The organism is Ralstonia nicotianae (assembly GCF_018243235.1).
GTDB classification, from domain to species: Bacteria; Pseudomonadota; Gammaproteobacteria; order Burkholderiales; family Burkholderiaceae; genus Ralstonia; species Ralstonia nicotianae.
This window is the reverse complement of record NZ_CP046674.1, coordinates 900347-912955: the sequence shown is the minus strand read 5'-3', so window position 1 is coordinate 912955 and position 12609 is coordinate 900347. Positions and strand designations below refer to the sequence as shown.

General features: G+C 67.4%; 12 protein-coding genes. 8 read left to right on the top strand and 4 right to left on the bottom strand.

Annotation, left to right across the window (positions count from 1 at the left end; genetic code table 11):
• Positions 1-67: 67 nt before the first annotated feature.
• From GO999_RS04200 to GO999_RS04190, 3 genes are all read left to right on the top strand, one after another.
• Entirely contained in the window at positions 68-1276 is a 1209-nt protein-coding gene (locus tag GO999_RS04200; RefSeq protein WP_211906569.1) for an HD-GYP domain-containing protein, read from the top strand.
• Positions 1258-2820 (top strand): ABC transporter permease/substrate-binding protein, encoded by a 1563-nt coding sequence (locus tag GO999_RS04195; protein WP_023470452.1) that lies wholly within the window; start codon positions 1258-1260, stop codon positions 2818-2820. The genes GO999_RS04200 and GO999_RS04195 overlap by 19 nt, the downstream gene beginning before the upstream one ends.
• 73 nt (positions 2821-2893) lie before the next feature.
• On the top strand, positions 2894-3661 hold the full coding sequence (locus tag GO999_RS04190) for a sulfite exporter TauE/SafE family protein (RefSeq protein WP_211906568.1): 768 nt from the start codon (positions 2894-2896) through the stop codon (positions 3659-3661).
• Between the two features lie 132 nt (positions 3662-3793).
• On the opposite strand, the gene GO999_RS04185 is transcribed toward GO999_RS04190, so the two are convergent.
• The 3 genes from GO999_RS04185 to GO999_RS04175 all read right to left on the bottom strand — a co-directional run bounded on the left by GO999_RS04185 (position 3794) and on the right by GO999_RS04175 (position 6662).
• Positions 3794-5194 (bottom strand): GntP family permease, encoded by a 1401-nt coding sequence (locus tag GO999_RS04185; RefSeq protein ID WP_019718342.1) that lies wholly within the window; start codon positions 5192-5194, stop codon positions 3794-3796.
• A gap of 129 nt (positions 5195-5323) precedes the next feature.
• Positions 5324-5626: a hypothetical protein gene (locus tag GO999_RS04180; RefSeq protein ID WP_020371751.1), complete on the bottom strand. Its 303-nt coding sequence runs from the start codon at positions 5624-5626 to the stop codon at positions 5324-5326.
• Positions 5627-5909: 283 nt separating this feature from the next.
• Positions 5910-6662, bottom strand: a complete 753-nt coding sequence (locus tag GO999_RS04175; RefSeq protein ID WP_016724105.1) for an oxidoreductase — start codon at positions 6660-6662, stop codon at positions 5910-5912.
• A 302-nt stretch (positions 6663-6964) separates the two neighbouring features.
• Between GO999_RS04175 and GO999_RS04170 the strand changes: the two genes are divergently transcribed.
• Complete coding sequence (locus GO999_RS04170) at positions 6965-7249, top strand: HU family DNA-binding protein (protein WP_003272088.1); 285 nt, start codon at positions 6965-6967, stop codon at positions 7247-7249.
• Positions 7250-7330: 81 nt separating this feature from the next.
• Here GO999_RS04170 and GO999_RS04165 read toward each other — a convergent pair whose 3' ends face one another.
• The gene (locus GO999_RS04165) at positions 7331-7930 is read right to left on the bottom strand and encodes a HutD/Ves family protein (RefSeq protein WP_019718341.1); all 600 of its coding nucleotides are present in this window, start codon (positions 7928-7930) and stop codon (positions 7331-7333) included.
• A 271-nt stretch (positions 7931-8201) separates the two neighbouring features.
• Here GO999_RS04165 and GO999_RS04160 point away from each other — a divergent pair, with 271 nt between their 5' ends.
• The 4 genes from GO999_RS04160 to GO999_RS04145 all read left to right on the top strand — a co-directional run bounded on the left by GO999_RS04160 (position 8202) and on the right by GO999_RS04145 (position 11636).
• On the top strand, positions 8202-9113 hold the full coding sequence (locus tag GO999_RS04160) for a DUF2167 domain-containing protein (protein ID WP_019718340.1): 912 nt from the start codon (positions 8202-8204) through the stop codon (positions 9111-9113).
• Positions 9114-9117: 4 nt separating this feature from the next.
• Positions 9118-9843 carry a site-2 protease family protein gene (locus GO999_RS04155; protein ID WP_211906567.1) on the top strand — a complete coding sequence of 242 codons (726 nt, stop codon included), beginning with the start codon at positions 9118-9120 and terminating at the stop codon, positions 9841-9843.
• A 193-nt stretch (positions 9844-10036) separates the two neighbouring features.
• Positions 10037-10186, top strand: a complete 150-nt coding sequence (locus tag GO999_RS04150) for a hypothetical protein (protein ID WP_211906566.1) — start codon at positions 10037-10039, stop codon at positions 10184-10186.
• Positions 10187-10667: 481 nt separating this feature from the next.
• Positions 10668-11636, top strand: a complete 969-nt coding sequence (locus GO999_RS04145) for an NHL repeat-containing protein (RefSeq protein ID WP_016724103.1) — start codon at positions 10668-10670, stop codon at positions 11634-11636.
• Positions 11637-12609: the final 973 nt, after the last annotated feature.

The window sequence follows — 12609 nt, the reverse complement described above, 5'->3', positions numbered from 1 at the left end:
GGCACGGCCGCGTTCTCCTTGTGCGAAACGCCCCGGCCAACGCATCGGATCGTCGGACAACACCAACATGCGCAAGCGCATCGCAATCGAACACCTGCAGGTCGGCATGTACCTGGAGGAATTTGTCGACTCATGGCTGGACCACCCGTTCTGGCGGGCCCGCTTTCGCGTCGAAGACACGGCCCAGCTGCAGCGCCTGCGTGCGAGCGGCATCCGCGAGGTGTGGATCGATACCTCGCGCGGCAAGGACGTCGCCGCCGGCGCGGCTGCGCCCGCAGCGGCCGACATGCCGGCGCCCCCGCAGCCGCAGCTGGAAACCGCCATTGCGCCGCGCGCGGCCACGCTCGCCGACGAGATGCGCCGCGCCGCGCGCATCATCGACAAGGCGGGCATCGCGGTCCAGGCCATGTTCGCCGAGGCGCGCATGGGGCGGACCATCGAAGCACGCGATGCGCAGCCGCTGGTGGAGGCCATCTCCGGCTCGGTCGACCGCCACCCCGGCGCGCTGGTCAGTCTGGCGCGCCTGAAGACCAAGGACCGCTACACCTTCCTGCATTCGGTGGCGGTCTGCGCGCTGATGGTGGCGCTCGGCCGCCAGCTCGGCCTGTCCGATGACGAAGTGCGCGACGCCGGGCTGGCCGGGCTGCTGCACGACATCGGCAAGATCGCGATTCCGCCCGAGGTGCTGAACAAGCCGGGCGCGCTCACCACCGACGAGTTCCGCCACGTGATCGGGCATCCGAAGGCCGGATACGACATCCTGGTCGGTGATCCCAGCATGCGCGACATCGCGCTCGACGTCTGCCTGCACCATCACGAGCGGATGGACGGCACCGGCTATCCGCACAAGCTGGCCGGCGAGAACATCTCGCTGTTCGCCCGCATGGGCGCCATCTGCGACGTCTACGATGCGGTGACCTCCGACCGGCCCTACAAGAAGGCATGGGAAGCCGCCTATGCGATCCAGCGCATGGTGGAATGGCGCGGCAACCATTTCGACCCGATGGTGTTCCAGGCCTTCGTCAAGAGCGTGGGCATCTATCCGACCGGCTCGCTGGTGCGGCTGCGTTCGGGCAGGCTGGCGGTGGTCATGGAACATGCGTCCGGCGCATTGCTCTCGCCCACGGTCAAGGTATTCTTCTCGATATCCTCGGGCACGCGCATCACGCCCGAAGTCATCGACCTGGCGCAGACCGGCGACCAGATCGTCTCGCGCGAAGAACCCGGCGACTGGGGCCTGACCGACCTCCACGAACTTTGGATACACGGCGACTGATCCGCAATCCGTTCCTGCGGCGCCTCCTGGCATGGATGGCGCTCGGATGGCTGGCGTGCGGCACGCTGGCCTGGGCGGAAGCGCCGCTGCGGATCGGCTCCAAGCGCTTCACCGAAGCCTACGTCCTGGGCGAGGTGCTGACGCAGGCCGCCGCCCCGCACGGCCCCGCCGAACACGTTCCGGGACTCGGCAACACAGCGATCGTCTTTGCCGCGCTCAGGAGCGGCAGCATCGACCTCTATCCCGACTACCTCGGCACCATCGCCGCCGAGATCCTGCACCTGCCGCCCGCGCAGGCGGCCAATCCGGACCAGGCCGCGCTGCTGGCCGACGTCAACCGCGCGCTGGCGCCGCTGGGCCTGGGCGCGGGCGTGCCGCTCGGCTTCGAGGACACCTATGCGCTCGCCATGCGCGAGGCCGACGCCGAACGCGAGGGCATCCGCACGCTGGCCGACCTGGCGGCACACCCCGCGCTGCGGCTGGGGCTGTCGCACGAATTCCTCGGCCGTGCGGACGGCTGGCCGGCGCTCGTCCGGCGCTACGGCCTGCCGCAGCAGCCGACCGGCCTCGACCACGGCGTCGCCTACGACGCGCTGCGCGCCGGCCAGACCGACGCGATCGACATCTATTCCACCGATGCCCGGATCCGCCGCGAACACCTGCGCGTGCTGGAGGACCGCGCGCACGTCTTCCCCCGCTACGATGCCGTGGTGCTCTACCGGCTCGACGTGCCGGCGCGGCACGCGGCGCAATGGCGGGCGATCACGGCGCTCGCCGGCCGCATCCATCGCGACGAGATGGTGGCGATGAACGCCGCGGTCGAACTGGAGGGCCAGCCCTTCGCGCGGGTCGCGGCGCGGTTCCTGGCCGGCCACGGCATGCCTGCGGCGCGGGCGGAGGCACCCACGCGTGCCTTCCTCGCGCAGCTGGGCGATGGCCTGTGGCGCCTCACGCGGCGGCATCTGGCGCTGGTGGCGATCTCGACCGGGGCGGCCGCGCTGATCGGCGTGCCGCTCGGGCTGCTGGCGGCGCGGCGGCGGATCCAGCAGCCGGTGCTGGCCATCGTGGGCGTGCTGCAGACGATTCCGTCGCTGGCCCTGCTGGCGATGCTGATTCCGCTGGTCGGGTCGATCGGCGTGGTGCCGGCACTGATCGCGCTCACGCTGTATGCGCTGCTGCCGATCGTGCGCAACACCATCGTCGGGCTGGAACAGGTGCCCGACGGCCTGCGCGATGCGGCGCTGGCGCTGGGCTTCACGCCGGCGCAGCGCACGCGCGTGGTCGACCTGCCGCTGGCGCTGCCGGTCATCCTCGCGGGCATCAAGACCGCCGCCGTGATCAGCGTCGGCACCGCGACCATCGCGGCCTTCATCGGCGCGGGCGGATACGGCGAGCGCATTGCCACCGGCCTGGCCCTCAACGACAGCGCGATCCTGCTGGCGGGCGCGATCCCGGCCGCCGTGCTGGCGCTGCTGGTGCAGGGCGCCTTCGAAGCCGCCGAAGGATGGCTGCGGCGGCGCCGGCAGCCGCCCCCGCCGCGCTAGCAAGCGCGCCGGGCCACCTTCCATTACCATGCGCGGTTGTCCTGCCGACCGCGTTGACCCGCCCCGCCTGCCCATGACCACGCTTTCGTTTTCCACCGCCCTGCTCGTCGCGGCGGCCGGCGTCTATGCCGGCGCGCAGAATGCCCTGGCCGGCGGCGGATCGTTCATCACGTTCCCGGCGCTGCTGCTGGCGGGGCTGCCGCCGCTCGCGGCCAACATGACGTCGACCATCGCGCTGTTCCCCAGCCAGATCACCTCGTCGATCGCGGGACGCAAGCTCGCGGCCGGCGTCTCGGCGGGCCAGCATCACCTGTCGCTGACGCAGCTGATCGTCATCAGCCTGGCCGGCGGCGTGCTGGGGGCGCTGCTGCTCCTGGGCACGCCACCGTCGTTCTTTGCGCGGCTGGTGCCTTACCTGGTGCTGTTCGCCACCAGCGTGTTCGCGTGGGGCAGCTTCCGCCGCAAGCCGCTGCACGCCGCGGCCGGCATGCCGACCTGGGCGCTGGCGCTGGCGCAGTTCGGCATCGCCATCTACGGCGGCTACTTCGGCGGCGGCATCGGTTTCCTGATGCTGGCGGCGCTGACCGTCGCGGGCCAGCAAGTGCGCACGGCGGGCGCCACCAAGAACGTGCTGGCCATGACGATGAACGCATCGGCGGTGGTGGTGTTCGTGTTCTCGCCGCAGGTGAACTGGGCGGCCGTGGCGGCGCTGGGCGTCGGCGGCATCGTGGGTGGTTTCGCGGGCGCGTGGCTGCTGCACCGGCTGCCGGAGAAGATGCTGCGCGGCTTCGTGGTCGTGGTCGGCATCGTCCTGACCGTCTGGCTGTTCATGCGGGCCTGAGGCCGGGTGCCCGCGCTCGTACCGCCGCCGCATCGGCCAGGCGCCGCTGCCGGCGGCATGCCGTGACACCGCGCGCGCCAACGAAAAAGCCGACGTCATCCGTCGGCTTTTTTGCTTGGGACAGGCACCGCATCAGACGATGCCCGTGGCGTAGAACATGGCAATGACGAAGAACACCGCGGCCGTCTTGATGAGCGTGACGCAGAAAATGTCGCGATAAGCCTCGCGGTGCGTCAGGCCGGTCACCGCGAGCAGCGTGATGACGGCGCCGTTGTGGGGCAGCGTGTCCATGCCGCCCGAGGCCATCGATGCCACGCGGTGCAGCACCTCCATCGGGATGCCGGTCGCCTGCGCGGCCTGCACGAACGCGTCGGCCATGGCGGCCAGCGCGATGCTCATGCCGCCCGACGCCGAGCCGGTGATGCCGGCCAGCGTACTCACCGTCACCGCTTCGTTGACCAGCGGATCGGGAATCGCGCGCAGCCCCCCGGCCAGCACCAGAAAGCCCGGCAGCGCCGCGATCACGCCGCCGAAGCCATATTCCGATGCGGTGTTCATCGCCGCCAGCAGCGCGCCCGCCACCGCCGACTTGCTGCCCTCGGCAAAGCGGTCTTTCACCGCACGGAAGCCAGACACCACCACGACAACGATGCCGATCAGCAGCGCGGCCTCCACCGCCCAGATCGCGGTCAGCTTGTCGGCCTCGACCGTCAGCGGCTTGGGCAGGCCCGGCAGCGCCACGGTGACGAGCTTGCCGTACCACTCGGGAATCCAGCGCGTGAACAGCAGGTTCATCACGCCCACCAGCACCAGCGGCAGCAGCGCGACCAGCGGATGCGCGAGCTTGCCGCCTGCCGCGGTGTCGGGCTCGTTGACGAGCCTGGCGAGGCCGGCGTCGTAGCCATGGCCCGCGCGCACGGCCGCGCGGCGGCGCCACTCCAGGTAGGCCATGCCCACCGCCAGGATGAAGATCGCACCGGCGGTGCCCAGCCACGGCGCGGCCCACGAGGTGGTGTGGAAGAACGTGGTGGGGATGATGTTCTGGATCTGCGGCGTGCCCGGCAGCGAATCCATCGTGAACGAGAACGCGCCCAGCGCGATGGTGCCCGGGATCAGCCGCTTCGGGATATTGCCCTGGCGGAACATCTCCGCCGCGAACGGGTACACCGCGAACACCACCACGAACAGCGACACGCCGCCGTAGGTCAGCAGCGCGCACACCAGCACGATCGACAGCATCGCCCGCTGCGCGCCCACCACGCGGATGACCGACGCGACGATCGCGCGCGAAAAGCCCGACAGCTCGATCACCTTGCCGAACACCGCGCCGAGCAGGAACACCGGGAAGTAGAGTTTGACGAAGCCGACCAGCTTCTCCATGAAGATGCCGGCAAAGACCGGCGCCACGGCGGACGGGTCGGTCAGCAGCACCGCGCCCAGGGCGGCGAGCGGTGCGAACAGGATCACGCTGTAGCCGCGATAGGCGGCGAACATCAGGAATGCCAGGGCGGCAAGGACCACGACAACGGACATCGGCCTGTCTCCTCGTATGGTTCTGATGTGCCGAGGATTGTATGCCGCGTTGCAGCAGTCCCTGCTTACGCAATCATCCGTATTGAACTGCGTGCGGAATTGGCCTTCGCCGGCCGTCCGGCGGTGTCTTCAGTGACGCCAGCCGCGTCCGCCCCAGCCGCCGCGGCCACGGCCGTCCCAGCCATGGTGGCAGCCCCAGCAGCCGCCGCTGGAATAGCCAAACCAGAGGCTGCCGTAGACGGGGGCAGGATAGTATGCGGGGCCGTAGTAGTAGTCGTAGGGATAGGCCGGATACGCTGCGGGGGCCACGGCAACCGGATTGCCGTAGGCGTCGTAATACGGCGCGACCACGCAGCCGCCAAGCAGCGTCGCCGCGCAAAGCGCGAGCACGGCCGGCAGGAAGGTGGCGCGGCGTTTCGGGGTCGGGTCCATCATGTGCTCCGTCGGATGCCTGTACTTAAGGATTGGACAACGGAAGACCGCTCCGATTCCAGGGAGCGGACTGCCTTGCAGGTTTCTTCACAAGTTCCCCCGGCACCTCCGCTCGCGCCGGCACGCGCCGTCGGCATTCACAACGCAGTTGCGCATCGCTGGCTGGCGCCGCTGTCGCCTGTGCCGCGCGGTGGCCGCTGGCATCGTCAGCACGCGCACACCGATGGGTCATCGCGCCGGCACGGCGATCGGGTAAGGCGCGGAGGCCGGGCACTGCGTCAGGTCATGCCACCGGCCGCTCGTCCTGCGCGGCCAGCAGTGCGGGATTTTCCAGGACCCGCACGCCCGGGGCATCCACCCGCGCCGCCGTCACCAGCGCGGCGGCCACCGACTCCACCGGGACCGGCCGCCACGCCTGCGGCACCAGGCCGCCGACCGCTTTCGACAGCGTCTGCGCCACGCGCTCCCCGAGGCGGAATGCCGCACGCTCGCCGAGCAGCAGAGACGGCCGCACCACCGTCACCGACGGAAAACCCACCGACAGGATCGCCGCCTCGGCCTCGCCCTTGCAGCGGTTGTAGAACACGCTCGACCGCGCATCGGCGCCCAGCGCGCTGACCAGCAGGAAATGGTGCGCACCGGCGGCGAACGCGCGCCGCGCGATCTCGGCCGGATAGTCCACGTCCACCCGCCGGAACGCTGCCTGCGAACCGGCGTCGCGCAGGGTGGTCCCCAGCGCGCAGATGACGATGTCGGCGGCCAGCACAGACTGCGTCTCGGGCGCATCGAGCCGCGCGAAATCCACCACGCATTCGCGCAGCCTGCCGGGCAGCGCCTGGCCTGCTGTCAAGGCTCCGGGCCGCCGCACGAGCGCCGTCACGCGGCCGGCCCAGGTCTGCGCGACCAGCCGGCGCACCACGGCACGCCCCACCAGCCCGCTCGCGCCGACCACCAGGACCGAGGGCCCGCGCGGCTGCTCCGCCCCGCTGGCATCGGCCGTGAAGCCTTGTGCAACAAGCGTTTGCCGATCCGTCATGATGTTCTCCCTGAAGTCCGTGAGCGATGCATGCAGGCAGTGTACGGCGCGCAGAGCGCCATGCCGGGTCCATCGGTGCCGCGCGTTTTCCGATGCGCGATGACGTGTCTGAAATGCAAACAAAGCGCGTCGATATCAGGTTTTTCCCCGATGCCTGCCCGCAAACGTAGACAGGACAAATGTCGGCTGCAAGCAACGGCCCGCAAAGCCTTGCAGTTAGGGGATGTGCAACCTCCCACATCGGTGATATAAAACGGGTCGCAGTACATCGCTGTCCAACAAACCTGAAGTGGGGAACTGACATGACGACCAAATCCGAACTCGTAGCCGCCATTGCCAAAGACGCTGAACTGAGCAACGCCGCCGCCGAGCGCGCGCTGAACTCCGCGCTGGAAAACATCAAGAAGACCGTCGCCAAGGGCGGCACCATCACCCTGGTTGGCTTCGGTTCGTTCTCGTCGGGCAAGCGTGCTGCGCGCACCGGCCGTAACCCGCGCACCGGCGAAGCCATCAAGATCCCGGCGACCAAGACCGTGAAGTTCACGGCTGGCAAGGGCTTCAAGGACGCCGTGAACAAGAAGAAGTAAGCGTCTTCTGCCGCGCCCCACGGGGCCGGAAGACCTTGAAGGGACCCATCGGGTCCCTTTTCTTTTGGGCGGCGCGCTGCGCTACGCCACCGGCCAGAGCGCCACCAGGTAGCCGGCCGCATCGGCCTGCGCGATCAGCGCCTCGCCACCGCCCGGCGCATCCAGCCAGAGGGCGGCACCCTGCGGCACCGGCACCGGCATCGCACACGCATCGGGCCCGCCCACGGACAGCCCGCCCCGCGCGCAATAGACCATCCACTGCATGCCCGGCCGCACCGGCGACAGCACGCGGCGCTCGCCCGCCGCCATCGCCAGCGTCTCGGCCCGATGCGCCCAGGCGCCGCGTCGCGTCATCACGTTGAAGTCGGACAGCGGCGCATCGAGTGTGGCGTGGATCGCCGTTTCGCCGGCAAAGCGCACCGGCGCCCCGCCCGGCGCAAGCGTCACGGTTTCGCCGTCGGCGCGATGCAGCGTCAGGCAGCCGCCGGCGATCACCGACAGCGAGCGGTCGATGCCGGCGAAACGCGAAAACGGTCCGGCCGCTTCCACCCGTGCGGTGCTGATCCGCCAGTCGAACGCGTCCAGCGTCGCGCCCGGCGGGGCGATGGCGATTTCGGTCGTGATGCCGCCGCCGTTCTTCCACGGCATCCGGCGCATCGTCTCGGGCAGCAGCAGTTTCATCGCGGACAACACATCGAAGGGATGGCGCGCAGCATGCGCGACTTTGCCCGCGCGAGCAACCTCGCACGGCAGGCCCCGCCCCTGACAGCCCGGGACAGCATGCGGGCCGGCTGCCCGGCGACCCAGCGCGGACGCCCTGCTCGTGGTGGCTTGTTAACGGGCTTTAACAGGCCCCGGCCGCGCACCCGCTATGCTTGCGCCCAGCCGGCCGCGCGTCATGCAGCGGCGGGTCACGAGCCAAGCCGACATAACGACTTTCAGGGAGAAAATCATGGCAATGGGGTTCCGGCGCGCCGCGCGCGCATGGATGAGCGCCCTCGCGTGCGCATCGCTGCTGGGCGTGGCGTCCGCCGCGCAGGCGCAACAGGCAAACAATTCTGAACAGGAATTCAAGCAGGCCTGGGCCGCCGCCAAGGCCGCCGCGCAGCCCGGCCCGACCGCCGTCACGCTGCGCGATCAGGCCAAGCTCAATATCGGCACCGGCGAAGTCTTCATCCCGCAGCCGGCCGCCGGCCAACTGATGCAGGCCATGGGCAACCGCAACAACCCCGACATGCTGGGGCTGGTGATGCCGACCGGCGGCGCCGAGTGGATGGTGGTCGCCAAATATGAAGCCTCCGGCTACATCAAGGACGACGATGCGAAGGACTGGAACGTCGACGATCTCTTCAAATCGATCAAGGAAGGCACGGACGCCGCCAACGCGGAACGCGAGAAGCGCGGCATCCCCGCGCTGGAGATCCAGGGCTGGGTCGAGCGCCCGCACTACGACGACGCCGCGCACCGGCTGATCTGGTCGATGGCCGCGCGTTCCAAGGGACAGCCGGCCAACGCGCCCGAATCGGTCAACTACAACACCTACGCGCTGGGCCGCGAGGGCTACATCAGCCTGAACCTGATCACCGCGCGCGATCATGTGGACGCCGACAAGCCGGCCGTGCAGAAGCTGCTGGCCAACCTCGACTTCCAGGACGGCAAGCGCTACACGGACTTCAACGAAAAGACCGACAAGGTGGCCGAATACGGCCTGGCGGCGCTGGTCGGCGGCATCGCGGCCAAGAAGCTCGGCCTGTTTGCCGTCATCGCCGCGTTCTTCGCCAAGTTCGCCAAGGTGGCGATCCTGGCGGTAGCCGGCTTCGGCGCGGCAATCGCCAAGCTGTTCAAGCGCAAATCGAGCACCTGACGCGATGGCCAAGCTGCTGATCCTGCTGCTCTCGGGACTGAAGTTCGGCAAGCTGCTGACCACCGGCGGCACCATGCTGCTGTCGGTGGTGGCGTACGCCTTCGTGTTCGGCTGGCGCTATGCGGCGGGCTTCGTGGTGCTGCTGTTCATCCACGAGATGGGCCACTACGTGGCGGCGCGCCAGCGCGGGCTGGACGTGGGCGCGCCCACCTTCATCCCCTTCGTCGGTGCGTGGATCGCCCTGAAGGAGCAGCCGATGGACGTCGAGACCGAGGCGTACATCGGCCTGGCCGGCCCGGTCGCGGGCACGGTGGGCGCCATGCTGTGCTACGGCCTGGCGCGCTGGACCGACAGCCAGCTGCTGCTTGCGCTGGCCTATGCCGGGTGCTTCCTGAACCTGTTCAACCTGATCCCGCTGGCGCCGTTCGACGGCGGGCGCATCACTGCGGTGTTGTCGCCGCGCATCTGGTTCCTGGGCGTGCCGGTGCTGTTGGCGCTGTTCGTCTGGCGCATGAGCCCGATCCTGGTGCTGATGGCGATCCTGGCCGTGCCCCAGCTGATGAAGGCATGGCGCTACGATCCCGACGCGCCGGAAAATCGCGCCTACTACAGCATCTCCGCCGAAGCGCGGCTGACCTTCACGGTGTACTACCTGGGCCTGGTCGTGTTCCTCGCGATGATGACCCATGAACTGCACGGCATGCTGGAGACGATCCGACCGGCCGGGTGAGCCTCGATCGGCCACGCATCCACCCGGTCGCCTTCCTGTGCCCGGATGACGCGGCCTTCATCACCGGAGCCGACCTGGCCGTCAACGGCGGCCGGCACCCGCAACGGCGGAGCCCGCAAAAGAAAAGGCCCGCGCCATGTAGCGCGGGCCTTCGTGTTCCTACGCCTCATCCGCGAGGCGTGGCGGCTGCCTCGTGACAGGAAAGCTGGACCTTCTGATCCTTCACTGCCATCTCGGCGAGATGGGCAACGCGTCCGACCGCTTCTGCCATGGCAGAGACACGGTGAAATGGCGGATCAAGGCAACGAAAAAAGAAGCGCGCAACCGGGCCCGGGAAATCTGAGCCGCTCTGAACGTTGGACAGGTTGGAGCGCCTGAAAAATGGGCCCCATCAGCTAGACTGAATCACAGTCGCCTCTGTGTGGAGGCGGCCATCGCCCTGGGCAAGATTCACTGCGCAGAGGTGGGCAATACTCCGGATGCGCAGCGGATCGCTCAGGGAATCCGTGATGCGCCTGCAACGTTTGCCTCGGTGGTTTTCGCGTTGACGCCTTGCAGACGCTCAGAGCTTTCCCCAGCCGCCCACGCGGCGGGGTCGCTCTGCAAAAAGAAGGAGGTGCCCAATGAAAGCCTCGCGTCAGCTGTCTGCCGTCGAATCACCCACGCGGATGACCTGCCCGCCCACAATCCCGCCCCCAACCCGGTTCATGCCCCGGCATCTACGCGGCGTCATCTGTGGCATCGGCCTCGTTGTACTGTCGTTGGGATCTTCCCTTGCAGGCGGACAGCCAATCCTTCCACCAACATCCACGGTTGCGTCGACCGTGCCGAACAACCATGACGTCAATCCGTACGGCATTGCTTTCGTGCCTGCCGGCTTGCCAGCGGGGAGCGCGCTGCAGGCGGGGGACGTCGTGGTGTCCAATTTCAACGCCGCCTCCAACAAGCAAGGCACGGGAACGACCATCGTGAAGCTTGTGACCGACGGCAAGCCGGTCACCTTTTTCCAGGGGCAGAATCTGGGGCTGACCACCGCGCTGGCTGTACTGAAGAGCGGGTATGTGCTGGTCGGCAACCTTCCGACGACGAATGGCGCAACCATTACCTCAACCGGCTCGCTATTGGTGATCACCCCCCAGGGAAAGCTTCTCAGCGAGCTGAAAGACCCAACCCTCCTGGACGGTCCGTGGGACATGACCGTCATCATCGATAACGGCCCACAGGTCACGGCGTTCGTGTCGAACGTGTTGAACGGAACGGTGGCAAGGATCGATCTCAACATTGGCCCGAACGGCGCGACGCTCTTGCAAAGCTCGCATCTCATCGCGTCCGGCTACGCGCACCGACCCGATCCTGCCGCGCTCGTTGTCGGCCCAACAGGACTGGCCTATGACGCGGCCCACGATATGCTTTATGTCGCATCAACGAACGACAATAAGGTGTTCGCCATAGCGGGCGCTGCGGCGCTCGCGCATGACAACGGACCGGGAAGTGTCATCTATCAAGACAGCAACCACCTTCGCGGACCATTGGCATTGGCGCTTGCGCCGAATGGCGATCTGGTGACGGCGAACGGCGACGCGATCAACCCCGATCCGAATCAATCGAGCGAAATCGTCGAGTTCACGCCCGATGGACGTTTCGTCGCGCAGATGCAGGTCGACCCCGCGCCTGGCTCCGCATTCGGCCTCGCATTTGGACTGAGCAGCAGCGGCCAGCCACAATTCGCGGCGGTGAACGACAGCACGAATACCGCCATCGTCTGGACGTTGCGCCCGGTCGGCGGCAATTGACCTTGGGGAGGGGGGCTGCGCCGGTACCTGGCGCGCGTTGGTGTCAAATTCAACGGCCGCGGCCTTGCGGCGCACAGGGCTTCGGTGACGCGCCACCGGCGGGTTCCCCTCTCCCTTATGACGACGGACCCGATGGGCGATGGCGCGCACGCGCCCCGCGACGACACCGCCAGATGCCACGCTTACGGCTCAGCACGATTGGGGGCCAGGGAGCGGTCACGTCATGGCCAGGATATGAATCAACCACGCCCCAAAAAACAAGGCCCTCCGTTCATGGAGGGCCTTGCTCTAATTGCGCTTTCTGGACTTTAGCGCGACACCCCGCTTGGTTTTTCCAAACGGAAGGGTCCCGCTACAGCCGGTGTCTCGTGACAATTATGTTTCGAAAGCGTACGACAAAGTTTGGAAGTTGCCACGAGCACAATGCACCACTTCCCGCTGCCAAATCTTCGAGCCAAATTGGCACTTTGTGCCCTTTTGACCACATCACTAGTGTGGCGGCAGCCTGGGTTTCCGTCAATCTGCCCGTCGAGGAGGAGTTGAAAGGATTTTTCCCAACATTGTCGCGGGAGCAGTCACGTTCGATGGTCGGGCTTCTCAGTCCCTTTCATGGCCATGAACAGTGCAATCTTGATCCCGCTGTGTGGAGCAATATCCCCCTCACGCCAGTCAGGTATTGTCACATCGGTTGGAGCCACGCCGAGTCCACGCAACCGTAACCCCAACTCTCGCGCGTCATTGCAGATGAGTTCCCTGCCATCCTCGAACGTCGCTCGCAGCTTATTTTCCCACTGGACCACACGAACGTGCATCGGCTGTTCCTCCTGCCGAGGGGCAGTCATTTTGCGGCAGATTATTTCATTATTATCTACCGATCAGTAAAATCCCCTCCAGTAATAAAAACAGCGTCAGGGGATGGGGAAATGACCGAAGAGCCAGCAGACAACAACGCGTGCACGGAAAGCACGTGCCT